This is a genomic window from Actinokineospora iranica (genome assembly GCF_900101685.1).
Classification (GTDB): Bacteria; Actinomycetota; Actinomycetes; order Mycobacteriales; family Pseudonocardiaceae; genus Actinokineospora; species Actinokineospora iranica.
The window spans coordinates 975,030-1,001,492 of record NZ_FMZZ01000001.1; the positions used below are offsets into that span (position 1 = coordinate 975,030).

The following is a 26,463-nucleotide window of genomic DNA, read 5'->3' on the forward strand; positions in this document are numbered from 1 at the left end:
GAGCGGACCGGCGGCGAAAACACGGCCGGTCGGAAGGTTCGGCGGAGACGCCCTACCGGCCACAGGATAGAACTATGCGCGGCGGACTAACCCCAGGGCGGGACTTGTCACCGGGCCTCAGCTTTTCACCCTGTGCCGATTTGTGACGTGAGCGCGGTCTCCCGGTAAGGCAAAGTGATCAGGTCAGGATTCGGACGACGAGGGTGGCTGGTAGGCGAATGGCCAGGGGAAAGCACCGCAAGAGGCGGAATCTGGCGGGGGTGGCGGCGGTCGTGCCGTTCGCGGTGGTGTTCGTCGTCTCCAGCGGCGACCAGCCCACTCCCCCGGGGCTGGCGGGGGCCGACGCGGGCTACCCGGTGCCGCCCGAGCTGTCAGTGGCGGTGCGCGCGCCCGAGGGCGATGTCGCCGTCGACGGGTCGCTGCCCACCGACCAGGGCCTGACGCCGGAGCTTGCCGCCGCGCTGGCGGCGAACCAGCCCATCCCGCCCGCCGCGGACACGCAGGCGTCGGCGACGCCGGAGCAGGGCGTGCCGAACATCGCGCTGCGCGCCTACAGCCGCGCCGAGGAGCTGATGGCGATCGCGCAGCCCGGCTGCGGGGTGAAGTGGTGGCTGCTCGCGGGCATCGGGCGGGCGGAGACCAGCCACGCCCTGGGCGGCAGCACCGACGGCAACGGCACGACGACAGCGCCGATCCTGGGGCCCGTGCTCGACGGCAACGGCTACGCCATGATCCGCGACACCGACGGCGGCGTCTGGGACGGCGACCGGGTGTGGGACCGCGCGGTGGGGCCGATGCAGTTCATCCCCGGCACCTGGGAGGTTTACGGCGTCGACGGCAGCGGCGACGGCGTGGCCAGCCCGCACAACATCTTCGACGCCGCGCTGGCCGCGGCCCGGTACCTGTGCTCGGGCGGGGAAGACCTGTCGGCTCCCGAGGGCCAGGCGCGCGCGGTCTTCCGCTACAACCACTCCGACGCCTACGTGCGGACCGTGCTGACCTGGGCGGGCGCCTACAGCGCTGGCGCCGCGCCGTCCGCGCCGCCGCCCGCCGACCCCGGTCAGCAGGTTCTCGCGGTGCCCGCGCCGGAGGTTCCCGGGGGCGTCGGGCAGCAGCCGGTCGCCGACGGCGCGCGGCAGGCCGTCAACCCGCCCGCGCCGGTCCCCGGTGTCCAGGCTCCCGCCGCGCCGGTCCACGGCGGGCAGGCTCCGGCCCCAGCACCAGCTCCGGCGCCAGCGCCAGCGCCAGCCCCGGCACCCGCGCCCAAGCCGCCCGCTCCCGCCCCAGCGCCCGCTCCGGCGCCAGCGCCTGCTCCGGCACCTGCCCCAGCCCCCGCGCCAGCGCCAGCGCCCAGTCCCGCGCCGCCGTCGTACCCGGGAACCGGTTACTACGACTGGACAAAGTGGGTTCCCTGGAAGCCGTGAGTCCTCTTCGGAACCACTGGGGACAGTCCCCGTCGGACTGTCCCCAGTGGACCGAGAGCGGTCAGACGCGCTCGAACACCGCCGCGAGGCCCTGGCCGCCGCCGATGCACATCGTCTCCAGGCCGTAGCGGGCCTCGCGGCGGTCGAGTTCGCGCAGCAGGGTGCTCAGGACCCGGGCGCCGGTCGCGCCGAGCGGGTGGCCCAGGGAGATGCCCGAGCCGTTGACGTTGGTGCGGTCCCAGTCCGCGTCGGCGAACTTCCACTCCCGGCTGACGGCGAGCACCTGCGCGGCGAACGCCTCGTTCAGCTCGATCAGGTCCATGTCGGCCAGGGTGAGGCCTGCGCGGGCCAGCGCCTTCTCGGTGGCGGGCACCGGGCCAAGGCCCATCGTCTTGGGCGGCGTCCCCGCCGCGGCCCAGCTCACCAGCCGGGCCAGCGGGCGCAGGCCCAGTTCCGCGGCCTTCTCCGGGGTGGTGACCAGGCAGGCGGCCGCGCCGTCGTTCTGGCCGCTGGCGTTGCCCGCGGTGACCGTGGCCTCCTGGTCCTGCCTGCCCATGATCGGATTGAGCCCGGCCAGCGCCTCCAGGCTCGCATCGGCGCGCGGGTGCTCGTCGCGGTCGACCACGGTGTCGGGCTTGCGGCGCTTCCCCGGCACGGTGACCGGCACGATCTCGTCGGCGAACAGGCCGGTCTCGATGGCGGTGACCGCCCGCTGGTGCGAGCGCACGGACAGCTCGTCCTGCTCGACACGGCCGATGCCGTACTCGCGGCGCAGGTTCTCCGCTGTCTCGACCATGCCGCCGGGGACGGGGAAGTTCACCCCGCCCGCGGTGACCCGGGCGCGGGCGAGCCGGTCGTGCAACTCGATGCCGGTCCCCTTGACGCCCCAGCGCATGGCCGTGGAGTAAAACTCGACCTGGCTCATGTTCTCCGCGCCACCGGCGAGCACGACGTCGTTGACGCCGGTCTGCACCCGCATGGCGGCGTCGATGACGGCCTGCAGGCCCGAGCCGCAGCGGCGGTCGACCTGGACGCCGGGCACCGTCACCGGCAGGCCCGCGTCGAGCGCGGCGACCCGGCCGAGGGCGGGCGCCTCGGCGTTGGGGTGGCACTGGCCGAACACCACGTCCTCGATCACGCCGGGGGCGATGGCGGTGCGCCGGAGCAGTTCCCTGATCACCGTCGCGGCCAGGGTGGACACCCCGACGTCGGCGAGCACGCCACCGAACCGCCCGACCGGGGTCCGGACCGGCTCGCAGATCACTGCCTCGCGCATGGCGCTCCTCCGACGTCGTCGCTCGGGTTCGTTGTTCCGGTCCGATTCTGCCCCGCCCCCGGAACGCCCGGCCACGGCCTGGTGGTTGACACTGGGCCGGAGCAGGTGAGCGAGAGGAAACGCGATGAAGCGACCTAATCCGGCCCAGTGGCTGTGGTACGCCTTCGGCGGGAAGCTGCCCGATCGCCATCGGGAGTGGGTCCTGCGGGACGTGACCAGCCGCACCTGGCTGCTGCGGCACATCGCGCGGTCGCTGACCCAGCAGGCTCCGTTCCTCGCGGCGCTGTACGCGGTGTTCGGGCTGTGGCTCGCCGGGCCGCCGCTGATCGTGTTCATGGCCATGGCGATGGGCCTGATCGTCGGCACGTACTACTCGCTGTCCTATGCCGCGGAGGCGAGCGACGCCCGGCTCGCGAAGTACGGCTACCCGCCCAGGCACGGCTCGACCGTGCGGAACCAGGAGCGGGGCGCGGCCGAGTCGGCCCGGTACGCGGCGATGTGGCGCGACAGCCGGGAGTGAGAGGGCTATTTTCTCCCGTTGTGAAACCGCTGGTGCGCAGGGCGCGAACAACCGACGTCCGGGCGATGAAGACCGTGATCGACACCTACGTTGGCAAGGTTCTGCTCGCCAAGGCGTTGGTCACCCTGTACGAGGACGTCCAGGAGTTCTGGGTGGCCGACCTCGACGGCGAGATCGTCGGCTGCGGGGCGCTGCACGTGCTGTGGGAGGACATCGCCGAGATCCGCTCCATCGCCGTGCTGCCCAAGGCCCTCGGGCACGGCGTCGGGCACGCGATCGTGGAGCGGCTGATCGCGGTGGCCCGTGAACTCGGCCTGGCCCGGATCTTCGTGCTGACCTTCGAGACGGAGTTCTTCGCCCGGCACGGGTTCGTCGAGATCGACGGGACGCCGGTGAGCGCGGAGATCTACGCGGAGATGCGCCGGTCGATGGACGAGGGCGTCGCGGAGTTCCTCGACCTGGAATACGTGAAGCCGAACACCCTGGGCAACAGCCGGATGCTGCTCAAGCTCTGACCACGCTGAGGAAAAGCCGTCGCGACGGGGCTTTCTGGGGTTGACGCCCGCAGGGACAGGGGTGCCTGAAACCGCCGAAACCGTTGGCGCGCTTGGTCTTTCGCTGCCGGACACGAATCGTTCCGCTGCGGTAGGCCGAACGGTGGTTTCAGAAAACGCGCGGCCCGGGCGTAATGATCTCACCGACTCCACGCGCGAGTCGGACTGTCCCGAGGAGTTGAACACGTGCCCACGTCTACCCTGCGTCGTGTCGCGCGCGGCGCGGTCTCGTCCATCGCCGTCACCGCCGCCCTGGTCGCCGGAGCCGGATCGGCGTCAGCCGACCTGAGCCAGAGCCAGCTTCAGACCACCACCGACAACTACCTGTTCACCCAGAGCCTGTCGCAGTTCCAGACCACCCGGGCGAACCGCCCCTACGCCAACCAGCTCGACTGGTCCTCCGACGGGTGCTCCAGCTCCCCGGACAACCCGTTCGGCTTCAACTTCGTGCGCGCCTGCCACCGGCACGACTTCGGCTACCGCAACTACAAGCGCCAGGGCAGATTCACCGAGACCACGCGCCTGTCGATCGACAACAAGTTCAAGTCCGACCTCTACACGATCTGCGCGGGCAACTGGGCCTGCAACCGCACCGCGGACGTCTACTACGCCGCCGTGCGCCAGTTCGGCAACAGCTGAGAACGGAAGCGGGGCCGTGGCGCGGCCACGACCCCGCTCCACCGCGTCAGCCCTGGTACGGCGGCTGGCCCGGCTGCTGCGGGTAACCGCCCTGCTGCGGGTACCCCTGCTGCTGGGGATATCCCTGCTGCTGGAACTGCTGGGGGTGGCCCGGCTGCTGCGGGTAACCGCCCTGGGCCGGGTAGCCGCCCTGCTGCGGGTAGCCCGGCTGCTGCGGGTAACCGCCCTGGTGGGGGTAACCGCCCTGGGGGTAGCCAGGCTGCTGGTAGCCGCCACTGGCCATGTGCGCGGCGAACTGCGGGTCCGCGACCGGCCCGACGTAGCGGGCCTTGCCGAAGCCGAGGATGCAGTACCCGATGAAGCTGAAGAAGATCAGCACGAGCGCGAACGCGCCGCTCTTGCCGAAGGCCTTCGCCAAGTCGACCATCATGATGATCAGGATGACGATGTTGACCAGCGGGATGAGCAGCAGCAACAGCCACCAGCCCGGCCTGCCGACGATCTTGAGCAGGGTGTAGGTGTTGTAGAACGGGACGATTGACGCCCAGCCCGGCTTTCCGGCCTTGGTGAAGATCTTCCACATGGCGATGATGATCACCAGCAGGAACGCCAGACCGATCAGGGAAATGGCCACCATTGCGCCGACCGGGATCCCGGACGAGTACGAAGGGGGGTTGTAGTAGTAGTCGGGCTGCTGCACTCCGGATGGTCCTTCCTCGGGCACGCCACGACGAGGGCGCGCGACTGTCCGCGCGTACCTTCCCTGGCCCAGCCCAGCCGTGGTGCGGTTCAGCCGAGTCGTTAGCGGTTCGAGACCTATCCGGTCTTCAGTCCGGGTCCTGATCCGCCGAAGGGCCGCCCCTGATCGTCCACAGGACGTTCTCCAGCTCGTCCGGCTTGATCAGCACCTCGCGCGCCTTCGAGCCCTCGGACGGCCCGACCACGCCCCGGGTCTCCAGCAGGTCCATCAGGCGGCCCGCCTTGGCGAACCCGACGCGCAGCTTGCGCTGCAGCATCGACGTCGAGCCGAACTGCGAGGTGACGATCAGCTCGGTGGCCTGCACCAGCAGTTCGAGATCGTCGCCGATGTCGGCGTCGATCTCCTTCTTCTCGCCGGGCTTGGCCGCGGTCACACCGTCGGTGTAGTCGGGCTGCGCCTGCTCCTTGGTGAACGCCACGACCGCGGCGATCTCCTCGTCGCTGACGTAGGCGCCCTGCACGCGCACCGGCTTGGACGCGCCCATCGGCAGGTAGAGCCCGTCGCCCATGCCGATCAGCTTCTCCGCGCCCGGCTGGTCGAGGATGACCCGCGAGTCGGTGAGCGAGGACGTGGCGAATGCCAGCCGCGAGGGCACGTTCGTCTTGATCAGGCCGGTGACCACGTCGACCGAGGGCCGCTGCGTCGCGAGCACCAGGTGGATGCCCGCGGCGCGGGCCTTCTGGGTGATCCGGACGATCGCGTCCTCGACGTCGCGGGGCGCGGTCATCATCAGGTCGGCCAACTCGTCCACGATCGCCAGGATGTAGGGATAGGGCCGGTATTCGCGCTCGCTGCCGGGCGGGGCGCTGATCTCGCCGGACTTCACCTTCTTGTTGAAGTCGTCGATGTGGCGGACCCGGTTGACCTGCATGTCCTGGTAGCGCTGCTCCATCTCCTCGACCAGCCAGGTCAGCGCGGCCGCGGCCTTCTTCGGCTGGGTGATGATGGGCGTGATCAGGTGCGGGATGCCCTCGTACGGGGTCAGCTCGACCATCTTGGGGTCGACGAGGATCATCCGGACCTCGTCCGGGGTGGCCCGGGAGAGCAACGAGACCAGCATCGAGTTGACGAAGCTGGACTTGCCCGACCCGGTGGAGCCCGCGCACAGCAGGTGCGGCATCTTCGCCAGGTTCGCGGTGATCATGTGGCCCTCGATGTCCTTGCCGAGGCCCACCACCATCGGGTGGGTGTCGGCCAGCGCGGTCGATGACCGCAGCACGTCGCCGAGGCGGACCATCTCGCGGTCGGCGTTGGGCACCTCGATGCCCACCGCGGACTTGCCCGGGATCGGCGCGAGCAGCCGCACGTTGTCCGTGGCCACCGCGTAGGCGATGTTCTTGGTCAGGGCGGTGATCTTCTCGACCTTCACCCCCGGGCCGAGTTCGACCTCGTAGCGGGTCACTGTCGGACCCCGGGTGAACCCGGTGACCTGCGCGTCGATGGAGAACTGGTCGAGGACCCCGGAAATGGCCTCGATCATGGTGTCGTTGGCCTTGCTGCGCGCCTTGGGCGCGTCGCCGTAGACCAGGATCGACGGGTCGGGCAGCCGGTAGTCGCCGTCCACGACGCGGGTGACGCTGATCGCGTCCGGGTCCGGCTTGGGCTCGGTGACCGGCGGGATCTCCTTGACCTGGGCCCGCGGCCGGGCGGGCTTGACGGGCTCGCCCAGCGGCAGCGTCGGCTGCTCCGGCGCGCCGCCCTCGGCGCCCGCCTGCCCGCGGCGGGGCGACTTGCGCGGCTTGAGCGGCGGCTCGGCCTCGATCTCGAACGGCGTCTCGCCCGCGTCGTCGGTGTTGTCGTCGGCGTCCTCGGGCTCCATGCCCAGTTCGCGCAGCCGGGTCGGGACGTCGCGGATGCGGGTGCCGGTGAACACCAGCACCCCGAAGCCGAGCACCAGGACCAGCACCGGGATCGCGACCCACGCGGTGACCCCCTTGGCGAGCAGGCCGCCGGAGAGGTAGCCCAGTGCGCCGCCCGCGTACATGCGGCCGTCGTTGTCGGCGGGCAGCCCGGTGAACACATGCAGGATGCCCAGCAGGGCCAGCAGCATCAGCAGCGACCCGACGACCAGGCGCGGGCGCTTCTCCGGCTGCGGGTCCGACCGCATCATGGCGACGCCGATGACCAGCAGCACCAGCGGCAGCGCCATGGTGAGCGCGCCGACGACCGTGCGCACCCCGTACTCCAGCCAGCCGCCGACCTGGCCCGCCGCGCCCCACCAGACCGCGGCGCCGAGCACGACGCCGAGCGCGAGCAGCGCGAAGCCAGCGCCGTCGCGCCGGTGCGCCGGGTCGAGTTCCTTGGTGCGGCCGATGGCGCGCGCGATCGAGCCGACGCCCTTGGCGAGCAGGCCCCAGCCGGAGGCGAGCACGCCCTTGCTCGGCGGGGGCGGCGTCTTGCGCGCGGGCGCGCGCCGCGCCGGGGCCCGGGAAGCCGCGGGCTTGCGCGGGCCGCCTCCCGCGCCCTTGGCGTTCGCGCTCTTCGCGCCCGAACTGCGGGCTCCGACGCTCTTGGCGCCGGGGTTTCTGGCGCTGGAGTTCTTGGAGCCCGCGCTCTTGGATGTCGTCGACCGGCTCGCCATAGACCACACGGTAGTCGGCCCCACCCTCCTGCCCCAGGGGTCACTCCTGTCACAGAGAGCGCGCGACCTGGCCTGCCGCGTCACCCCGGGGCATGTCATGCTCTCGCCCATGGTTGCGCTGCGCAGCGACGCTGACGAGCCGACACGCCGTGGTGGCCCCGTCGCGGACACACCATTGGTGTGGCGGGTGATGAACGCCATCGATCGGGCGCTGGTCCGCTCGGTCGGCCGGATCGAGGTCACCGGGTCGTTTCCCGAGGACCTGCGCGGCAAGCCCGTGCTGGTGGCGGCGAACCACATCGGCATGTTCGACCCGTTCGTGCTGATGGCCGCGTGCCACCGGGTGGGGTTCCTGCCCCGGTTCATGCTCACCGCGGGCCTGCTCGACGCGCCGGTGCTGGGCTACTTCCTGCGCAAGAGCGGCCACCTGCGCGTCGACCGGGGCAAGTCGAACATCGTCGAGGCGTTCGACCGGGCCACCGACGCGCTCAAGACCGCCCGCGTCCCGCTGCTGCTCTACCCGGAGGGCCGCGTCAGCCGGGAACCGGGGCTGTGGCCCGAGCGGGGGAAGACCGGCGCGGCGCGGATGGCGCTGCACGGGAACGTGCCGGTCGTGACGATCAGCCAGTGGGGCGCGCACGAGGCGGTCTACTGGGGCACGGAGACGGTGACCGGCTGGCGGGACGTGGTGCCGCTGGTCGTGTCTTTCCTGCGCGCGGTGCGCGACCGGCCGGTGTTCCGGGTGCACTTCGGCGGGCCGGTCGACCTGTCGGGCCTGTCCGGGGACAAGCCCGGCGACGCGATGCGCGCGCACACCCGGATCATGCGGCAGATCACCGAGGACCTGATCCCGCTGCGCGCCGACGAGCCGGACGCCCCGCGCTTCCACGACCCGACGCGGCCGTGCGACGCCAAGAGCCCCTGGCGCCCGCGGCCCGACGCGCCGTGACCCGCTAAGCCACACCGGGAGCCTCTCCACTCGACCCACAGTCCGGAACGGACTGTCCAAATAGGACTCGCCCCGGCTTGGTCCGCTGGACCCCGGGTCAAGTCCTGGCAAGCGCGAGGCGATCCGAATCCCGGTTTCCAGCGCCGCGGACGCGTCGTGGAAACCCGCCACGCCGAGCCCGGCATTGTTCACGGTGATTTCACAACACCGTTGCGCAATGACCAGCCGGGTTACGCATTCACTCGTGCGCATAACCGCACAAAACAGCTGACCACCGGAAACTCACCCACCGCGGACGCCCCGCCGCGACCGACTCCGCCTGGGGGAACGCCGGAAGCGCGGCCGGGCGACTGCCCGCCGAATGGGGCGGAAACCCTTGCGACAACGGGAAACCCGCGTTAACCACCGCACCTGGTCCGTCATACGCCCGACACCCGGGACCCGGGTCCGCTCTGTCCGACTCCTGCCAACTTCTCCCGAAAATCGGTAAGGTTAAGAAGGAAACGTCCTACCACCAATCGCCAGGCTGGCCCGCGCGGCCGACCCAGGCGAGCCAGTGCTCAGAAGTAAACGGACAACACCGGCAAAACGGTAGGATGATCACGGACGCGCCGGGACGCGTCCCGCGTCAGTCGACCTGCCAGGCAGAGCGAGGGGGACAGAGCACGTTGTCACCGCACCCACCGGCCCCGACCACGGCCGCCGCCCACCGCGACCGCGGGGCGACCGACGGCGAGTCCCGGGCAATGTTCACCCGGTCGTGTGAGCACCGCGCCGCGCTTCCGACCAGGACACCCGGCAGCGCTCCATCCCGAAAACGTCGGTGGACCGATTCAGGGCGCCGCGAGCGGCGAAGGCGAATCCGCGGCAGCGACCGTCCGCTCTTATTTCCCAGCACGGCGGCGCGAAATCGGTATCAGGCTGCATAACGACAGCGTTCCACCTGGTCAGACTGTTCCGAGCCCGCTCATGCGAGACGACGGTTGAAACCGGAAATGAGAACTCCACATCGCTTCCGGCGCGGCCAGTCGCGCCGTGTTCGCCCTGCCCGAATCACACGACATTTCAGCCGACCCCGGGCTCGCGGACCGAGATACCGCCTCTCCCCTATCCGGAAGAGGTTGTGCTCCCGGACCAGCGTCGACACCGGGAGCGGACGGCCGCGCCCACCCCCACCGCACCCCCGACAAGCCGATTACCAGCGGCGAAGCCAACCAGACCGGCCTTCCGCCCGGTGTGGCGCCCGGTTCGACCACTCACGAGGCCTCACCCAGACCCCGAGGAGCGCGGCACGAGCGCATTGACCGTTGTTTTACTTTCGCCCCGCGCCGCCGCGCCCGACCAGTGGTCGCGGCGGCGATGAAGCGCGCTGCGGCGAACCTGATCCGCCGACCCTCGTCCGCCGCGGCAATGCCGGCGTCCGCGCACGTAGACGGCGCTCTGCGAACTTCTGGCGAGTTCGCGGAGAACGCCAGACCCCGGTCACCCAAGTCCGCAACCGTCCGTCGAATGAGGCATTAATCACGTCAAGTTCACCCAGTCGAGTGAAGGCAAACCTCACACTGTCGTCACCGGAACCTGGCATAGTAAAAATAAGTTTACTTGACGGGCGCGACAGGCCGTGGCCCATCGGTCACCATGTGCTTACGCCGCTCGTCCGTGCACCGGCGCACAGAGTTCCCCTTTCCTTGGACCAGGAGGTTCCCGATGGGTTCCGTACGCACCAACGGCCACGCCCACGCCCCGCCGCGCGACCGATTGCGGCAGTGGCTGAGCCAAGACGCCCGCTATGACTTCTCCGCCTCGCTCGTCGTCTTCCTCATCGCGGTGCCGCTGTCGCTCGGCATCGCCGCCGCCTCCGGCGCGCCCGTCCTCGCGGGCCTGATCGCCGCCGTCATCGGCGGTGTCGTCGCCGGTGCGCTCGGCGGCTCGCCGTTGCAGGTCAGCGGTCCCGCGGCGGGTCTCACCGTGGTCGTCGCCGAGCTGGTCAACCAGTTCGGCTGGGCCGCGACGTGCGCGATCACCGTTCTCGCAGGCGCTCTGCAACTTCTGCTCGGCGCCTGTCGGATCGGCCGCGCCGCGCTCGCCGTCTCCCCCACTGTCGTCCACGCCATGCTCGCGGGCATCGGCGTGACCATCGTCCTCGGCCAGCTGCACGTCCTCCTGGGCGGCGCGCCGGGGACCTCCGCCTGGGAGAACGTGCGCGACCTGCCCGGCCAGATCGCAGACTTCAACAACTCCGCGGCGATCCTGGGTCTGCTGGTGATCGCGACCCTGGTCGTCTGGCCGAAGCTTCCCGCGAAGTTCCAGGTGGCCCCCGGCCCCCTGGTGGCGGTCGTGCTCGCCACCGTGCTCGCCTCGATCGCCCCGTTCGACGCGGCGCGGGTGTCGCTGCCCGAGTCGCCGCTGGCCGCGATCCAGCTCCCCGAGCTGCCCGAGCAGGGCCAGTGGGGCGCCTTCGCGGTGGGCGTGCTGACGATGACGATCATCGCCAGCGTGGAGAGCCTGCTCTCCGCCGTCTCGGTGGACAAGCTGCGGCAGGGTCACCGCAGCGACCTGAACCGGGAGCTGATCGGCCAGGGCAGCGCGAACATCGCCTCCGGTATGCTCGGCGGACTGCCGGTCACCGGTGTGATCGTGCGCAGCTCCACCAACGTCGCCGCCGGGGCGCGCACGCGCGCTTCCGCGGTGCTGCACGGAATCTGGGTGATGCTGTTCACCGTGCTGCTGGTCAGCCTGGTGGAGCGCATCCCGATGGCGGCGCTGGCCGGGCTGCTGGTCGTCATCGGCACGAAACTGGTGCGCGGCAACGACATCCGCGCCGCCCGCCAACACGGCGAGCTGCACGTCTACCTGATCACCATCGCCGGCGTCGTGCTGCTCAACCTGCTCGAAGGAGTCCTCATCGGACTCGCCGTCGCGATGCTCGGCATGCTGCGCCGGGTGGTGTGGGCGCGGGTCCGGGTGGAGCAGGACGGCGACAGCGACGATGAGGGCCGCCCGAACTACGCGGTCATCGTCGAGGGCACGCTGAGCTTCCTGTCGGTGCCCCGCCTGTCCCGGGTGCTGGCGCAGGTGCCCGACGGCACGGCCGTTCACTTGGAACTGGTGGTCGACTACCTCGACCACGCCGCCTACGAGCACCTCTCCGCATGGCAGCGCCAGCACGAGGACACCGGCGGCGTCGTGGTCGTCGACGAGATCGGCGGCCCGGGAACCGATTCCCGGCGCGGGGTGCCGCGCTGGTTCTCGCCATGGTCGCACTGGCAGGGCAGCGAGCCGGTGGTGATCCCGCGGCAGACCCGCGGCGACGACCGCCACGACAACGCGCTGCGCCCACTGGTCACCGGAGCCCGGGAGTACCACCGCCGCGGCGCCCCGGCGATGCGCCCGCACCTGAAGAAGCTGGCGGGCGCGCAGAGTCCGCACGCGGTCTTCCTGACCTGCGCGGACTCCCGGGTCGTGCCCAACGTGATCACCGCGTCCGGCCCCGGCGACCTGTTCACGATCCGCAACGTCGGCAACCTGGTGCCCGACCCGCTCCTGACCGGCGACATGTCGGTCCACGCTGGCGTGCGGTACGCGCTGGACAACCTGGGCGTGCCGACCCTGGTGGTGTGCGGGCACTCCGGGTGCGGCGCGATGACCGCGCTGCTCAACGGCCCGGACGGGGACGACCCCATCGCGCAGTGGCTGCGCTGGGGCAGGCCCAGTCTCGAAGCCTGGCGCTCCGGCCACCCGCTGGGCAAGCGCGCCGCGATCGAGGGCTGGTCCGAGGTGGACCAGCTGGCCATGGTCAACGTCGCCGTGCAGCTTGAGGCGCTCCGGGCGATCCCCGGGGTGGCCGAGAGCGGCGTGCGCCTCGTCGGCCTGTTCTTCGACATCCCGACTGGCAACCTCCTGATGCTCGACGGAGACCAGTTCTGCCCGATGCCGGGAACGAGCGCGGCGCTCACCTGCTGATCCCGCGTGACACCGGTGGCCTTGGGCGTTCCACGTCCAAGGCCACCGGTGATTTTTCGTTGTCCGGCAAGCGGTGCGGCAGGTGGTCCGGAAGAGTGGTGTCCGCCGTTGCCGACGTCGCGGTATGCGCGAGCCCCACACCTGGCAGCGGGCGCTGGCCATCTTCGAGGAGTTCAGCGACCGCCGCGCCGCGCGGCTGCGCGAGATGCTGCGCGGGCTGGATGCTCAGCCGCCGTTGGCGGGCTGGTAGGCGTCCGCGGCGCGGGCGGCGGGACCGCCGAGGTGGGCGGTCGCGTCCAGGAAGACACGGCCCAGCGCGGCGCGGGCCCGCACCGCAGGGTGCGTGCCGCCGAAGTCCTCGGGGTCCCCCTGGCCCTGGGCGAAGATCGCGTAGGTCAGCAGCGGGGCGCCCGCGGCGTCGAAGACGACGCCTGCCTCGTTGCGGCCGTCGGCGAACCAGCCCGCCTTGGTGGCGACCCTGGCCCGCTCGGCGGAGGACATCTCGCGCCGGACGCCGTCGGTGAAGGCGGCCTGCGAGCGCAGGGCCTTGAGCAGGTAGGCGGTCGACTCAGGCGACAGCAGGGTTCCCGCGGCGAGCGCCCGCAGCAGGTCGTGGGTCTCGCGGGGCGTGGTCTTGCCGAGGAAGAACCGGTTGGGGTTGGCGACCGGCACCACCTGGGTCATCGGGAAGCCCTTGGCCACCAGGATCTCGTTGAGTTCCAACGCCGGGCACACCAGCCCGCACAGGCGGACCGCGGTGTCGTCGGAGACCGTCAGCAGCAGCGCGAGGGCGTGGCCGACGGTGACCGAACTGGGGTAGGCGCCGTCGAGTGGGAAGACGCCGTCGCCGGTGGGGATCACGAGGTCCGCGGTGACCTCAAGGCGCTGGTCGAGGCGGACCAGGCCGCGGTCGACCTTGTCCAGCACGGCGACGGCGACCGCGACCTTGTTCACGCTGTACGCCTCGACCACGTCGTCCGCGTGGTCGGCTACCACCGGCTCGGTAAGGCTGATCATCGCCTGCCACGCGCCGCCCGCCCGCGCTGTCTGCCGCCGGTAGGCCTGCCGAATCCGGAGACTCGGCACCAGCGCGTCGGCGGCGGCCGGGGTCGCCGTGGCGAGTGGAACGGCCGAGGCGACGGCGCCGGTGGCGGCCAGGCCGAGCACGGCACGACGGTTGAGCGCGGGTCCCACTGGTCCTCCACGATCGAGCGACGGGGCAGTCCTCTTTGTACTAGAGGAACTGCCCCGTCGGAGGTCGAGGGGGAATGACGGTCAGACCGGAATGACGGTGGGCACGATCATCGGGCGCCTGCGGTAGGTGTCGGCGACCCAGCGGCCCACCACCCTGCGCACCGCCTGGGCGATGCGGTGGGTGTCGGTGATGCCCTCGGACTCGGTGTGCGAGAGCTCCATCTCGACCAGGGACACCACGCCGTCGAGTGCCTTCGGGTCGTCGGAGAAGCCGCGCCCGGAGACCGTGGGCGGGGAGACGGCCCGGCCGGTGGTGGAGTCCACGGCGACGGTGATCGCGATGAAGCCGCCCTCGCCGAGCACCAGGCGATCCGACAGGGTCGACTCCCCCACGTCGCCCACCGAGAGGCCGTCCACGTAGACGTGGCCGACCTCGACCCGCCCGGAGATGGCCGCGCGCCCGTCGATCATGTCGACAACGACGCCGTCCTCGGCGATGACCACGTGGTCGGCGGGGACGCCGGTCTGCACGGCCAGCGCCGCGTTGGCCCGCAGGTGCCGCCACTCGCCGTGCACGGGCATGACGTTGCTGGGGCGCACGGCGTTGTAGAGGAACAGCAGCTCGCCCGCTGGCGCGTGCCCGGAGACGTGCACCTTGGCGTTGCCCTGGTGGACCACGTGCGCGCCGAGCCGGACCAGGCCGTTGACCACGCCGAACACCGCGTTCTCGTTGCCGGGGATCAGCGAGCTGGCCAGGATCACCGTGTCGCCCGGGCGGATCGAGATCTGCCGGTGCTCGCCGCGGGCCATCCGGGAAAGCGCGGACAGCGGCTCGCCCTGGGAGCCGGTGGAGACGAACAAGACCTGGTCCTCGGGCATGGCCATGGCCTCGTCCAGGTTGACCAGCAGGCCCGCGGGCACGTTGAGCAGGCCGAGGTCGGCGGCGATGCCCATGTTGCGCACCATCGACCGGCCGACCAGCGCGACCCGGCGGCCGTGCGCGACGGCGACGTCGAGGACCTGCTGCACTCGGTGCACGTGGCTGGCGAAGCAGGCCACGATGACCCGCTGGCCTGCGCGGGCGATGACGCCGTCGATGACCGGGCCGATCTCGCGCTCGGAGATCACGAACCCGGGCACCTCGGCGTTGGTCGAGTCGACCAGGAACAGGTCGACGCCCTCGTCGCCGAGGCGGGAGAAGCCCGCGAGGTCGGTGAGCCTGCCGTCGAGCGGCAGCTGGTCGAGCTTGATGTCGCCGGTGTGCAGCACGACGCCCGCGGGGGTGCGGATCGCCACGGCCAGCGCGTCGGGGATGGAGTGGTTGACCGCGAAGAACTCGCAGTCGAACTCGCCGTAGGCGAGCTTGTCGCCCTCTTTGACCTCGCGCAGGTTCGGCGAGAGTCGGTGCTCCTTGCACTTGGCCGCGACCAGCGCCAGGGTGAACCGCGATCCGATGACCGGCAGGTCGGGGCGCATCCGCAGGAGGAACGGCACCGCGCCGATGTGGTCCTCGTGGCCGTGGGTGAGCACCAGGGCGTCGATCTCGTGCAGGCGGCCCTCGATGGTGCGGAAGTCCGGCAGGATCAGGTCGACGCCGGGCTGCTGGTCCTCGGGGAACAGCACGCCGCAGTCGACGATGAGCAGGCGGCCCCCGAACTCGAAGACCGTCATGTTCCGGCCGATCTCGCCGATGCCGCCCAAGGCGACCACGCGCAGGCCGCCCTCGGGAAGCGGGCGCGGCGGGTTGTTGGGCCACTTGCCCGACGTGGGTGCGTCGCTCACTTGTGCACCGTCCCGGCGCTGGTGTGCGTGGTGGTGGTGATGTAGGCGGCGTTCGCGTCGGCGTGCGCCACCCGGGCGGTCGCGAGGTGCGAGTCGGGGGCGGAGGCAAGCGGGACGCCCGCCTCGGCGAGGTCGCCCGCGATGGCGCGGACCTGCTCCGCGGTCGCGGGCACCAGCGGCAGTCTCGGGTCGCCGACGTCGTGGCCGCGCAGCCGCAGCGCCGCCTTGCTGAACACCACGCCGCCGACCCGGCTGAACGCGCGCAGCACGGGCAGCAGGCCGTTGTGGATGTTGCGGGCGGCGACGACCTCGCCCTTCTCGTGACTGTCCAGCATGGACCGCAGCCGCCCGGCGACGACATGCCCGACGACGCTGACGAAGCCGACGCCGCCGATGGACACCCACGGCAGGTTCAGCGCGTCGTCGCCGGAGTAGTAGGCGAGGTCGGTGCTGGCGATGACCTGGCTGCCCGCGAGCAGGTCGCCCTTGGCGTCCTTGACCGCCTGGATGCGCGGGTGCTCGGCGAGCCTGCGCAGGGTGTCGACCTCAATGGGCACGACCGAGCGCGGCGGGATGTCGTAGAGCATCACCGGCAGCGGCGTCGCGTCGGCGACGGCGGTGAAGTGCGCGAGCAGCCCGGCCTGCGGCGGGCGCGAGTAGTACGGGGTGACCACGAGCAGGCCGTGCGCGCCCGCCTTCTCGGCCTCGCGGGCCAGGTGCACGCTGTGCGCGGTGTCGTAGGTGCCGACAGAGCCGACCACGGTCGCGCGGTCGCCGACGGCCTCGACCACGGCGCGGACCAGGTCGGCTTTCTCCCGGTCGGAGGTCGTGGGCGACTCGCCGGTGGTGCCGTTGACGATCAGGCCGTCGTTGCCGAGTTCCACGAGGTGCCGGGCGAGGTCCTGGGCGCGGTCGAGATCCACAGCCCCGGTCTCGTCGAACGGGGTGACCATGGCGGTCAGCACCCGGCCGAAGGGACGGCCCGGGGCGGCGGTAGGACATGCGGTCATGGTGGTGACGCTACCTCCTGGTCATGTACGTGCCTGTTGGCAGTGTGTTTGTCACGGTGTGTTTGTCACGGTGTCCACCGCCGGGCCACCGCTGGGTCGCCCGGCCGCCAGTGCTTGTCGGGTGCCCGTCAGAGGCCGCGGCTAAGCCCCCGCACCACGCCGATCGAGGACTGCTCGCCCTCGAAGGCCACCCGGGTCTGGGCTCGGCCGAACGCGTCGAGCAGCAGTTCGCCGGGCGCGCCGACGATGGCGACGGTGTTCTGGCCGCGTTTGGCCGTCACCGCCTTGCCTTCCGGCGTGCGCAGCACGACGCCTACCGGGCTGTTGCGGAAGTGCAGCCGGGCGGTGCGGGCGACCGCGGTCCACAGGGCGGTGTCGCGAGCGGCGTCCGACGGGCGCGGCTCCCAGCCCTCGGCGGCGCGGCGGACGTCTTCGTGGTGGATGAAGTACTCGGCGGTGTTGAGCAGCTCGTCGACGACCGGCGGGCGGTAGACCGACAGCAGCGGCGGGCCGGTGCGCACGAGGTCGACCAGCTCGGCCCACGGCTTGGCCGCGTAGCCGCGCTGCACCCGGTCCAGGTAGCCCGCGAGCGGCTTGACCAGGATGCCCGCGGCGGCGTCGGGGCGGCGGTCCCGCACGGCCAGGTGCGCGGCGAGGTCCCGAGTGGTCCAGCCGTCGCACAGGGTCGGGGCGTCCGGGCCGACTTCGGTGAGCAGGTCGCTCAACCGCGCGCGTTCGTCCCTGGCGACACCCATGCCGCCCACCTTACCGAGAGTCAGTTGCGGCCGCTCACGAGGCTGGTTCGACCTGGTCTCCGGTGAGCTGGCTGCCGTCCTTGGCCATGAGCACGCAGACCACGGTCTGTTTTCCGTCGTTGGACGAGTCGGCCTCCCAGGTTTCCTTCGCCGGTAGGACTACCGCGAAGGTGAGAGAGTCCTTGCCGTCTGGCTTTACCCGGTCAGTGGAGAACAGCCAGGAGCAGTAAGTCTGGCCCAGGGCTTTCAGCTCCTTGGACAGGTATGCCCACTCGGCCGAGGAGTTCATCGGGTTCAGGTAGCCGTAGACCTGGAAGTCGAAGGGCTTCCTGCAGTCGGCGTAGGAGTCGAAGCTGGCGTCGCGCTGGAGTCTGCCCTGCCCGCAGTAGCCGTCGGGGATCCCGAACTCGCGCAGGTCGCCGCCCGCGCCATAGGTGAAAGTCTGGATCGGCACGGGCTCGCTGCCCGCGGCCGGTGTGGTGATCCCCTTGTGCAAGAAGAACCCGCCGAGGCCCGCGGCGACGGCGAGCACGGCGGCGAGGGTGAGCGCCACGGCCTTGTTCACGCCCTTCCGCACCGGCGGCCGCTGGGGCACGACCTGCGTGGGGTGCTGGTGCGGGAAGTAGGCCGTGCCGCCGTTGAGCATGGTCGGACCGGTCGGCGGCCCCGCCTGCACGTGCGAGAGCAGGCCCCTGACCTGCCCCGCGGTGAGCCGCGCCTGCGGTGAATTGATCATCAGGCCGGTGATCGCCGAGGCCAGCGCGCCCTGCGCCCGGGTCAGGTACGGCACCTCGTTGAGGATGGCGTGCATCGTCGCCGCGGTCGTGGTGCGCTCGAACGGCGAGTAGCCCTCGATCGCGAAGAACAGGACCGCGCCCAGCGCCCACAGGTCGGAGCCTGCACTGGCCTCTTCGCCGCGGATGCGCTCGGGCGCCATGTAGGTCGGCGAGCCGATCAGGATGCCGCTGGTGGTCAGCCGGGGGTCGTCGAGGGACTGGGCGATGCCGAAGTCGGTGAGCTTCGCGCGGCCGTTGGCGGCGAGCATGATGTTGCTCGGCTTGACGTCGCGGTGCACGATTCCGGCCTGGTGGGCGGCCTCCAGCGCGGAGAGCAGCTGCTCGGCGAGCTTGGCCACCTGGTCCTGGGGCAGCGGGCCGCGCTCGCGCACCACGTCGGACAGGGTGGGCGCCTGGATCAGCTCCATGACGATGTAGGTGACCGGCCCACCCGCCGGGCCGGGCTCCTGCACGACGTCGTACACGGTGACCACGGCCGGGTCGTTGAGCCGCCCCGCCGTGCGCGCCTCCCGCAGGACCCGCTCCTCGAATACCGCGCGCTCGCTGGCGGGCACCCCGTCGGGCAGGTGCAGCTCCTTGATCGCGACGTGCCGCCCGATCATCCGGTCCTCGGCGAGCCACACCACGCCCATGCCGCCGCGCCCCAGCTCGTGCAGGATCGCATAGCGACCCGCGACGACCCGTGGGCCGTTCGCCACCGGGGAACCCTGCTCCTGCGACACCCTGCCACCTCCTCAGCCGCCGGAATCTTAGAGCGTCCGCGATGGCGGGTTGGCGGTTCCCGCCAGTCAGGCGGCGGGCGGGTGCACTTCGTGACCTGCCTCGACCAGCGCGGCGACGGCCCGGTCGAGGTCGGCGTCGTGGACGAGGATGTGGTCGGTGTCGTAGGTCGACACCGCGAACAGCGAGACGCCCGCGGCGGCGAGCGAGCCCGCCAGCGAGGCCATGATGCCGGTGAGGGTGAACTCCAGCGGCCCGCGCACGGTCAGCAGCCGCCAGCCGGTCTCGTTCCGGCCGCCGCTGGGCGCGTGCCCGGTCGGGGCGACCACGGACACCTCGGTGGGCGTGCTGGTCACCGAGACCAGCCCGGGCACCGCGAACAGCTCGGGGGCGACCGGGGTGCCCGGGTCGAGCCGGGTGACGGTGTAGTCCTCCGCGGTGATGTCGATGACGAGGCGCTTCACGCGGCTCAGCCCTCGGCGACGAGCGGGCTGGAGGCGACCTCGGTGCCGTCGGACAGCGTCGAGATCACGAAGTCGGCGAACACGTTGGCCGCGGCCTTCTGCAGCTCGCGCAGGCACTCCACGGCGAGGGCGCGGATCTCAACGTCGGCGTGCTCGGTGGCGCGCATCGCGATGAAGTGCCGCCAGGCGCGGTAGTTGCCGGTCACCACGATGCGGGTCTCGGTGGCGTTGGGCAGGACCGCGCGGGCGGCCTGGCGGGCCTGCTTCTTGCGCAGGGTCGCGCTGGGGACGTCGGCGAACTTCTCCTCCAGGCCCGCGAGCAGCTCGTTGTAGGCGTCCTGGCTGGCCTGCGCGGCGGCGAGGAACTTCGCGTGCAGCACGGGGTCTCCTGCGATCACGTCCGGCTCGACCATGGCGGCCGACTTCTCCGGGACGTAGCGCTGGGAGAGCTGCGAGTAGGAGAAGTGGCGGTGGCGGATCAGCTCGTGGGTGAGCGAGCGGGAGATGCCGGTGAGGTAGAAGGTGACGCTGCCGTGTTCGAGGACGGACAGGTGGCCGACCTCGATGATGTGCCGGATGTAGCCCGCGTTCGTCGCCGTCGCCGGGTTCGGCTTCTTCCACGACTGGTAGCACGCGCGGCCCGCGAACTCGGCGAGCGCCTCGCCGCCGTCGGCGTCGGTCGACCAGGGCACATCAGCGGGCGCGAAGAACTCCGTCTTGGCGATGAGCTGCACCTTCGGCGACACCGTCTCGGTCACGTGCCCGTCCTTTTCCTCGTCCGCGAACTACGCGGGCCAGCCTACGTAGCCCCAGGCGATGACAGCATGGGCCCCCTTGACTGACGTCACAAGTGACGTCATGGTGGTGTCATGGACCTGAGCCCGTATATCGCGTCTCTCCGCGACGACCTGGCCACCACCGCATCGGCTGGCGACGACACCACCCGGCGCGCCGCGGCCGTCCTCGCCGCCGCCATCGAGCCGTCGGCCCGGCTGGCGATCATGAACGCGCTCGCCGACCTCGCCGCCGAGGTGACCGCGCACCTGCCCGACCACGTGGTCGAGGTGCGCCTCGACGGCCGCGACGTGCGCGTCGCGGTCACCGACACCAGGCGCGAACCCACGGAGGAGCACGCGCCGCCGCCACCTCCACCGCCGAACGGCGAGGGGGGCGGGGGCGACATGAGCCGGATGACCCTGCGCCTGTTCGAGGAGCTGAAGGCGAAGGCCGAGCGGGCGGCCGCCGCGCAGGGGGTGTCGCTGAACGCCTTCGTGCAGCAGGCGGTGCAGGGCGCGCTGAGCGGCCAGGGCAAGAGCTGGGGCGGCGTCTGGTCGGCGGCCACCGGCTCGGCGTCCTCGTCCTCGTCGTCCTCGTCGACTTCGTCCTCTGACTCCGGCAGCGGCGGTTCTCGGGTGCGCGGGTGGTACGAGGGATGAACCGCGTCGAAGAGTTCCCCACCGGCAGCGAGCCGGTCGAGGTGACCGTGGCCACCGGGCCCGGCCGCATCGAGGTGCGGCTGACCGACGAGCCCGGAGTGCGGGTGACGGTGCGGCACGCGCCCGAGAGCGCGAACCCGTGGACCGAGGGCATCGCGAGCCTGGTCACCTGGTTCAGCGGGCAACTGGCCGACCAACCGGACCTGCCCGGGGAGGCGGTGCGCCGGACCCGCGTCGAGTTCGCCGCAGGCAGGCTCGTGGTGCGCGCGCCGAAGGAGCCGCACCTGCGCGCGGTCCCGATCGCGGTGTCCGTCCAGGCGCCGACGGGGTCGGCGGTGTCGGCCCGCGGCGGCCCGGCCGCGGTGACGGTCACCGGTGTCGCCGGGCGCGTCGAGGCGTTCACCGGCGGGGGCGCGGTCGACATCGCCGAGGCCACCGGCCCGGTCCAGGCGACCAGCGCCACGGGCACGGTCCGCGTCGGCCCGGCTCCCGCGGGCGTCCGCGCCCGAACCGGCGGCGGCGACGTCGAGCTGACCGCGGTGGGCGGGACCACGAACGTGGTCACCGGCGCGGGCGACGTCTGGGTGGGCGCGGTGTCCGGCGACGTCCTGGTCCGGACCGGCACCGGCGACATCACCGTCGCCGACGCCGCGGCGGGCCAACTCGACCTCACCACCGGCTCGGGCGCCCTGCGCGTCGCCGTCCGCCCCGGCGCGCCCGCCGAGATCGACGTGTCCTCCGGCTCGGGCGAGGCCCGCGCCGACCTGCCGCTGACGGATCAGCCCCCGCAGACGGCTCCCCCGCTCCGCGTGCGCGGCCGCACCGGCTCAGGCAACGCCCTGGTCACCACCGCGACCCGCTGAGCCGCGAGGTGTCAGCTGGCGCCGCCACCGGACCCGGCGAGGTTGCAGGCGGACTGGAGCGCCTGCATGTCGGGCTGCTGGCCCTGGAAAACGCCCGTGATCGCCTTGAGGATAGCTTCGAGGCACTTCTGCGGGTCGCCTGCCGCGGCCGCGGCGCAGGCCTCCACCGCCGCGGGCTCGGTGACCCCATTGGCGACGAGGGTTTCGACGCAACTCGGCTCGGTTGCGGCGTGCGCGGGAGCGGCCATCGGGAAGACAGCGGCGGTCAGCGCAAGAGCCGCGGCGGCGGCGAATCGACGTGTGGATCCGGACATGGCGCGTCCTTCCGGGTTGTGACTACGAGTCCGAGCCCGGATTCCTCCCACGGTCGTTTTCCAAGCGTGAAACGGAAAAGAGTCCACTTGTGAGTGACGCCCGGTCACGGAAAGCGGGCTTTTCCCACCGCGGCAAGGATCATCCCTGTCGGCCAGGGTGTCTGGGCTGACAACGGACTCTATGAAGTCGTGGGTGGGCGACGTCGTCCGCAGCGGTGTCGTGGCGGTACGAAGTCGGATCGAAGTCATTCGAGACTCCCTTCGCGGACTTCGGACTTCTCGAAACCAGTTCCGACATCCCGCCGTCCAGCCCCGGGCTCGGTGCCGGTCTCAGTACGCAGCGCCTGGGCCCGCTTGGAGTTCAGGGCCGCCAGGTCCACCAGGAAGCCCTCGCTCTGGCCCGCCCCGGTGGCCATCTCCAGGTTGTGGCGGCGCCGCTCCACCTCGGCCCCGATCTCCTGCCCGAGTCGGGTGACGAAGCCCGTCGGGTCCTCGACCAGGGCGGACTCCGCTGCCCTGGCCCTCTTCCAGTGCGCCATCGCCCGGTGGCCGTAGATGCTCATCGCGCTCATTCGGCCCCCCATCTGCGGATCACTATGGCTGGCGGTCTCAAAGGGCGGCCGCCAAGGTGGGGGCCAAGTCGCCGCGGGTGGTTGTGGTGACGGTGTCCAGGTTGAGCCAGGCGGCCATGGTGTGGAGTTCGGCGGCGAGTTCCGCGGCCACCGGGGCTGGGGAGTGGCCGGGTTCCAGAAAGGCGCCTTGGACGCGGAGAGTGCCCGCCGCCCGGTCGGCTTTGAGGTCTACTCGGGCCACGAGGTCGCCGTCGAGGAGGAACGGGAAGACGTAGTAGCCGTAGACGCGCTTGGGTTCGGGGACGTAGATCTCGATGCGGTAGTGGAAGTCGAACAGGCGCTGGGTGCGGGAGCGTTCCCAGACCAGCGGGTCGAACGGGCACAGCAGGGCGCGGCCGGTGATCTTGCGTGGGGTGCGGGCTTCGGCGTGGCGGTAGGCGGTGTCGCGCCAGCCCTCGACGGCGACCGGCTGCAACTGGCCGTCCTCGACCAGTTCGGCGACGGCTTGGCGGGAGCTTGCCGGGGTGAGGCGGTAGTAGTCGCGGAGGTCTTTCTCGGTGGCCACGCCGTGGGCGATGGCGGCGCTTGCCGTCAGTCGGCGGGCGGCTTCGTCGTCGGAGACGGGCGGGGCGTTGAGGATGTCGGCGGGCACGACGCGTTCCGGCAGGTCGTAGAAGCGCTGGAAACCGCGGCGGGTGCCGGTGGTGAGTTCGCCGGTCGCGAAGAGCCACTCGCAGACATGCTTGACGTCGGAGCGGTTCCACCAGCCGCCCTTGGCGCGCGGGGCGCCGCCGCCGAGGGCGGTCTCCAGTGCGCCCGCGCTCACCGGGCCGAGTTCCTTGACGGCGGTCAGCACGTCGTCCACCAGGCCCGGGGACTTCTCGGCGATGTCCCGGACGTACCAGTGCGTCTCGTAGTGGCGCATCCGCCAGCGGAACAGCGGCCAGTCCTCCACCGGGATCAGGCTCGCCGCGTGCGCCCAGTACTCGACCAGCAGGCGCGGCTTGCTCGCGCTGTGCGACCAGGCCGCGTCGTCGACCAGGGCCGGGTCGTAGGCGCCGAGGCGGGCGAACAGCGGCATGTAGTGGGCGCGGACGGCGACGTTGACCGAGTCCAGTTGCAGCAGCCGCACCCGCGACAGCGCCCGCCGCAAATGCCTGCGGGTCGGCGGGCCGCTGGGGCGCGCGTCGGCGAAGCCCTGCGCGGCCAGGGCCGTCCGCCGCGCCGCGGCGGCGGTCATCGGCTCGGTCGGGGTCTCGATCACCGGCGTGCTTCCCATGGTTCCGGAATGGTGCCAGGGGGCACCGACAATTCCCGCGCGGGCTTGCGCTCGGCCCGCACCACCAGCACCACGGCGACCAGGACGATGGCGCCGCCCGCGATCTGCGCGAGGCCGAAGCGCTCGTCGGCGAACATGACGCCGAGGAACACGGCGATCACCGGGTTGACGTACGCGTAAGTGGCGACGGTGGACACCGGCAGCTTGCCGAGCACATAGACGTAAGAGCTGAACGCGAACAGCGACCCCACGAGGACCAGGTAACCCCACGCGACCCACGACCCGGTGGTGACGGCGGCGAGGTCGACCCGCTCCCCCACGCCCAGTCCGGCGACCGTGAGCGCCGTCCCGCCCGCGAGCATTCCGACCGCGGACAGCGTGAACGGGTTCGCCGGGGTCGGCAGCCGGGTGCTCGCCACCGAGCCCACCGCCCACCCGAGCGACGCGAGCAGCACCAGCCACGGGCCCCACCACGCCGCCCCGTGCGCACCGGCGACCGGCCCGCCCAGCAGCAGCACCGCCAGCCCCGCCAACCCCACCGCGACCCCCAGCAGCGTCACCTTCGCAGGCCGCTCCCCCAGCAACCGGCGCAGGACGACGATGTGAATCGGCATGGAGGCCACCAGCAGCGCCGCGAGCCCCGAGGCGACGTGCTGCTCGGCGACCACGACGAACCCGTTGCCCGTCGCCGGAAGCAGCAGGCCGACCAGCACGGCGGTGCCGAACTGCCCCCGGGTCATCCGCAGCGCCCCGCGCCCGGCGAACACGGCCACCGCGGCGGTCAGCAGGAGACCGGCGACCAGGAACCGGAAACCACTGGACAGGAACGGCGGCATCGATGCCAGGGTGAAGCGGATCGCCAGGTAGGTCGATCCCCACACGACGTAGACGACCCCGAGCGCACCCCAGGCGAACCAGGCTTTAGAAGACATGGGATCACCCTGTCACGAACCACCGACATTTGTATGCCGGTTATCCGACAGGCACGTGCGACGATCAGGCTCACGGACCAGTGACCGCTGCTTCCCGGCGCCGCCCATCCGCTAGGTTGCGCGGCATGGCCGAAGCCGCTGTCCGACCCGCCCTGCCCGCTGACGTGGGCGAGATCGCCCGGATTCAGTCGGTGACCTGGCAAACCGGGTTCGCGGGGATCTTGCCGCCGGATGTGTTGGCCGGGTTCGACGTGGCCGCGGCGGCCGAGCAGTGGCGGCAGACGATCGAGCAGGGGCCCGCCACGGTGTTCGTCGCGACCGAGGGGGCCTGGGTCGTCGGCTTCTGCGGGGCGGGGCCCTCGCCGGAGTCGGAGTCGGCCGCGGCCAACGACACCCCGGTGGAGGACGCGGCGACGGTGGCGCTGATCGGCACCATCCTGGTGGAGCCCCGCTGGGGGCGCCGCGGACACGGCGGACGGCTGCTAACCGCGGCGACGGCCGCCGCGCGGGCGGGTGGGTCGACGCGCGGGATCTGCTGGGTGCCGGAGCAGAACAAGGCGATGGTCGGGTTCTTCCGGCGGGCGGGCTGGGTTCCCGACGGCGTGGTGCGGACGCTGGACGCCGGGGGGCGGCCGCTGCGCGAGATCCGGGTCACCGGCTCGCTGGACCTCCGCACTACCTAGTCCCGCCTGGTCTGCCTGCCGTTCGCGCACCTGGGACCGCGCCCCGCCGTCGCCGCCGTTGGCTGCCTGCTGGTGAAGCACGGGTTAGGGGACCGCGGAACCGGATTTGACCTGCCGGTCACGTGTCTCGGGTACCGTTTATGGCCGGGGAGCCGACAGAGGGGGTTGCACGCGGTGCTGGCTTGGCTGTGCGTCGCGTTCGGCGTGGCGTTCGGGTCTTCGTTGGTGCCGTTCATCAGCATCGAGTTGTTCGTGCTCGGCCTGGCCGCCCAAGAGCCGCAAGTCCCCTGGTTGGCGCTGGGCGCGGTGATCGCGGTCGCCCAGGTGGCCGGGAAGCTGGTGTACTACTTCGCCGCCCGCGGGTCCATCCACCTGCCCGCGTTCCTGCACCGCGGGCACCGCAAGCCGCGGCCGATGACGCCGCGGCGGGCGCGGTGGGAGTTGCGGACGAAGCGGATCCGGGGCTGGGTCGACGCGCTGCGGGAGAAGTGCGAGCGGCACCCGCACTGGATGTTCGGCACCTACAGCGTCAGCTCCCTGGTGGGAGTGCCGCCGTACATGGCGACCGTGGTGCTGGCCGGGCTGGTGCGGATGCGGCTGTCCGCCTTCATCGGGGCTGGGCTGCTGGGCCGGTTCGTGCGGTTCAGCGCGCTGGCCGCGTCACCGGCGCTGTTCACCGGCTGGTTCCTGTAAGACCCTTTAAAAGGTCAGCGGCCGCGGACGACCAAGCGGTCCAAGAGGTCCGCCGTGGCCGCCGCGACCGCGTCGACAGCGGCCTCGAACGCCTCGGCGTTGTGCGGGGCCGGGGCCCGGAAACCGGATATCTTGCGCACGTACTGCAGTGCGGCGGCGCGGACGTCGTCGTCGCCCGCCTCTTCCACGTACGGGGGCCTGAGGGTCTTGATGCTTCGGCACATGCCCCTATGGTGCACGCCGACGCGCGCGGTGTCCTCTACCGCGGGCGGTTATGGCGTAGCCAGGCGCGCGAAGGCCCGC

26 protein-coding genes are annotated in these 26,463 nt (G+C 71.5%); 11 read left to right on the forward strand and 15 right to left on the reverse strand.

Annotated elements, in window-relative coordinates; all coding sequences use genetic code 11:
* Positions 1-218: 218 nt before the first annotated feature.
* Positions 219-1,424 (forward strand): lytic transglycosylase domain-containing protein, encoded by a 1,206-nt coding sequence (locus BLS56_RS31245; protein WP_228771341.1) that lies wholly within the window; start codon positions 219-221, stop codon positions 1,422-1,424.
* A gap of 61 nt (positions 1,425-1,485) precedes the next feature.
* Here the strand turns inward: BLS56_RS31245 and BLS56_RS04500 are convergent, their stop codons facing one another.
* The gene (locus tag BLS56_RS04500; RefSeq protein ID WP_091448361.1) at positions 1,486-2,700 is read right to left on the reverse strand and encodes an acetyl-CoA C-acetyltransferase; all 1,215 of its coding nucleotides are present in this window, start codon (positions 2,698-2,700) and stop codon (positions 1,486-1,488) included.
* Positions 2,701-2,824: 124 nt separating this feature from the next.
* On the opposite strand from BLS56_RS04500, the gene BLS56_RS04505 reads away from it, so the two are divergent.
* The 3 genes from BLS56_RS04505 (at position 2,825) to BLS56_RS04515 (ending at position 4,413) form a co-directional block, all read left to right on the forward strand.
* Positions 2,825-3,220 (forward strand): DUF5313 family protein, encoded by a 396-nt coding sequence (locus BLS56_RS04505; protein ID WP_091448363.1) that lies wholly within the window; start codon positions 2,825-2,827, stop codon positions 3,218-3,220.
* A 20-nt stretch (positions 3,221-3,240) separates the two neighbouring features.
* Positions 3,241-3,735, forward strand: coding sequence for an amino-acid N-acetyltransferase (locus BLS56_RS04510; RefSeq protein WP_091448365.1), 495 nt, complete (start codon positions 3,241-3,243; stop codon positions 3,733-3,735).
* A gap of 225 nt (positions 3,736-3,960) precedes the next feature.
* Complete coding sequence (locus BLS56_RS04515; RefSeq protein ID WP_228771343.1) at positions 3,961-4,413, forward strand: phospholipase; 453 nt, start codon at positions 3,961-3,963, stop codon at positions 4,411-4,413.
* A 46-nt stretch (positions 4,414-4,459) separates the two neighbouring features.
* Here BLS56_RS04515 and BLS56_RS32065 read toward each other — a convergent pair whose 3' ends face one another.
* Both BLS56_RS32065 and BLS56_RS04530 read right to left on the reverse strand, forming a co-directional pair.
* Positions 4,460-5,113 carry a DUF5684 domain-containing protein gene (locus BLS56_RS32065; RefSeq protein ID WP_228771344.1) on the reverse strand — a complete coding sequence of 218 codons (654 nt, stop codon included), beginning with the start codon at positions 5,111-5,113 and terminating at the stop codon, positions 4,460-4,462.
* A 127-nt stretch (positions 5,114-5,240) separates the two neighbouring features.
* The gene (locus BLS56_RS04530; RefSeq protein ID WP_091448367.1) at positions 5,241-7,754 is read right to left on the reverse strand and encodes an FtsK/SpoIIIE family DNA translocase; all 2,514 of its coding nucleotides are present in this window, start codon (positions 7,752-7,754) and stop codon (positions 5,241-5,243) included.
* A gap of 97 nt (positions 7,755-7,851) precedes the next feature.
* Here BLS56_RS04530 and BLS56_RS04535 point away from each other — a divergent pair, with 97 nt between their 5' ends.
* From BLS56_RS04535 to BLS56_RS32700, 3 genes are all read left to right on the forward strand, one after another.
* Entirely contained in the window at positions 7,852-8,703 is an 852-nt protein-coding gene (locus BLS56_RS04535; RefSeq protein WP_091448369.1) for a lysophospholipid acyltransferase family protein, read from the forward strand.
* Positions 8,704-10,410: 1,707 nt separating this feature from the next.
* The gene (locus BLS56_RS04540; RefSeq protein WP_091448370.1) at positions 10,411-12,666 is read left to right on the forward strand and encodes a SulP family inorganic anion transporter; all 2,256 of its coding nucleotides are present in this window, start codon (positions 10,411-10,413) and stop codon (positions 12,664-12,666) included.
* Between the two features lie 124 nt (positions 12,667-12,790).
* Complete coding sequence (locus BLS56_RS32700; protein ID WP_267463889.1) at positions 12,791-12,916, forward strand: hypothetical protein; 126 nt, start codon at positions 12,791-12,793, stop codon at positions 12,914-12,916.
* Here BLS56_RS32700 and BLS56_RS04545 read toward each other — a convergent pair.
* From BLS56_RS04545 to thyX, 7 genes are all read right to left on the reverse strand, one after another.
* On the reverse strand, positions 12,892-13,860 hold the full coding sequence (locus tag BLS56_RS04545; protein WP_091448372.1) for a serine hydrolase: 969 nt from the start codon (positions 13,858-13,860) through the stop codon (positions 12,892-12,894). The two genes, BLS56_RS32700 and BLS56_RS04545, sit on opposite strands and share 25 nt — an antisense overlap.
* 81 nt (positions 13,861-13,941) lie before the next feature.
* Complete coding sequence (locus BLS56_RS04550; protein ID WP_091448373.1) at positions 13,942-15,642, reverse strand: ribonuclease J; 1,701 nt, start codon at positions 15,640-15,642, stop codon at positions 13,942-13,944.
* Positions 15,639-16,652, reverse strand: coding sequence for a 4-hydroxy-tetrahydrodipicolinate synthase (gene dapA, locus BLS56_RS04555; RefSeq protein ID WP_091448375.1), 1,014 nt, complete (start codon positions 16,650-16,652; stop codon positions 15,639-15,641). Before dapA ends, BLS56_RS04550 begins: the two co-directional genes overlap by 4 nt.
* Before the next feature lie 128 nt (positions 16,653-16,780).
* Positions 16,781-17,407, reverse strand: coding sequence for a TIGR03085 family metal-binding protein (locus BLS56_RS04560; protein ID WP_091448377.1), 627 nt, complete (start codon positions 17,405-17,407; stop codon positions 16,781-16,783).
* A gap of 34 nt (positions 17,408-17,441) precedes the next feature.
* Positions 17,442-18,926 (reverse strand): serine/threonine-protein kinase, encoded by a 1,485-nt coding sequence (locus BLS56_RS04565; protein ID WP_091448379.1) that lies wholly within the window; start codon positions 18,924-18,926, stop codon positions 17,442-17,444.
* A gap of 66 nt (positions 18,927-18,992) precedes the next feature.
* The gene (locus BLS56_RS04570; protein WP_091448381.1) at positions 18,993-19,388 is read right to left on the reverse strand and encodes an ACT domain-containing protein; all 396 of its coding nucleotides are present in this window, start codon (positions 19,386-19,388) and stop codon (positions 18,993-18,995) included.
* Between the two features lie 5 nt (positions 19,389-19,393).
* The gene (gene thyX, locus BLS56_RS04575) at positions 19,394-20,146 is read right to left on the reverse strand and encodes an FAD-dependent thymidylate synthase (protein ID WP_091448383.1); all 753 of its coding nucleotides are present in this window, start codon (positions 20,144-20,146) and stop codon (positions 19,394-19,396) included.
* 111 nt (positions 20,147-20,257) lie between these two features.
* Between thyX and BLS56_RS04580 the strand changes: the two genes are divergently transcribed.
* On the forward strand, positions 20,258-20,824 hold the full coding sequence (locus BLS56_RS04580) for a toxin-antitoxin system HicB family antitoxin (protein WP_091448385.1): 567 nt from the start codon (positions 20,258-20,260) through the stop codon (positions 20,822-20,824).
* Positions 20,821-21,687: a DUF4097 family beta strand repeat-containing protein gene (locus BLS56_RS04585; protein ID WP_091448387.1), complete on the forward strand. Its 867-nt coding sequence runs from the start codon at positions 20,821-20,823 to the stop codon at positions 21,685-21,687. Before BLS56_RS04580 ends, BLS56_RS04585 begins: the two co-directional genes overlap by 4 nt.
* A gap of 11 nt (positions 21,688-21,698) precedes the next feature.
* Here BLS56_RS04585 and BLS56_RS04590 read toward each other — a convergent pair whose 3' ends face one another.
* The 4 genes from BLS56_RS04590 to BLS56_RS04605 all read right to left on the reverse strand — a co-directional run bounded on the left by BLS56_RS04590 (position 21,699) and on the right by BLS56_RS04605 (position 24,784).
* The gene (locus tag BLS56_RS04590; protein WP_091448389.1) at positions 21,699-22,001 is read right to left on the reverse strand and encodes a hypothetical protein; all 303 of its coding nucleotides are present in this window, start codon (positions 21,999-22,001) and stop codon (positions 21,699-21,701) included.
* Between the two features lie 245 nt (positions 22,002-22,246).
* Positions 22,247-22,564, reverse strand: coding sequence for a hypothetical protein (locus BLS56_RS04595; protein ID WP_139190510.1), 318 nt, complete (start codon positions 22,562-22,564; stop codon positions 22,247-22,249).
* Between the two features lie 46 nt (positions 22,565-22,610).
* Positions 22,611-23,852 (reverse strand): winged helix-turn-helix domain-containing protein, encoded by a 1,242-nt coding sequence (locus BLS56_RS04600; protein WP_228771345.1) that lies wholly within the window; start codon positions 23,850-23,852, stop codon positions 22,611-22,613.
* Positions 23,834-24,784, reverse strand: coding sequence for an EamA family transporter (locus BLS56_RS04605; RefSeq protein WP_091448393.1), 951 nt, complete (start codon positions 24,782-24,784; stop codon positions 23,834-23,836). Before BLS56_RS04605 ends, BLS56_RS04600 begins: the two co-directional genes overlap by 19 nt.
* Before the next feature lie 125 nt (positions 24,785-24,909).
* Between BLS56_RS04605 and BLS56_RS04610 the strand changes: the two genes are divergently transcribed.
* Both BLS56_RS04610 and BLS56_RS04615 read left to right on the forward strand, forming a co-directional pair.
* Positions 24,910-25,467 carry a GNAT family N-acetyltransferase gene (locus tag BLS56_RS04610; protein WP_091448395.1) on the forward strand — a complete coding sequence of 186 codons (558 nt, stop codon included), beginning with the start codon at positions 24,910-24,912 and terminating at the stop codon, positions 25,465-25,467.
* 174 nt (positions 25,468-25,641) lie between these two features.
* Positions 25,642-26,160, forward strand: coding sequence for a YqaA family protein (locus tag BLS56_RS04615; protein WP_091448803.1), 519 nt, complete (start codon positions 25,642-25,644; stop codon positions 26,158-26,160).
* Between the two features lie 14 nt (positions 26,161-26,174).
* Here BLS56_RS04615 and BLS56_RS04620 read toward each other — a convergent pair whose 3' ends face one another.
* A complete protein-coding gene (locus BLS56_RS04620; protein ID WP_091448397.1) occupies positions 26,175-26,384 on the reverse strand; it encodes a DUF2277 domain-containing protein in 210 nt (69 codons plus the stop codon).
* Positions 26,385-26,463 lie beyond the last annotated feature (79 nt).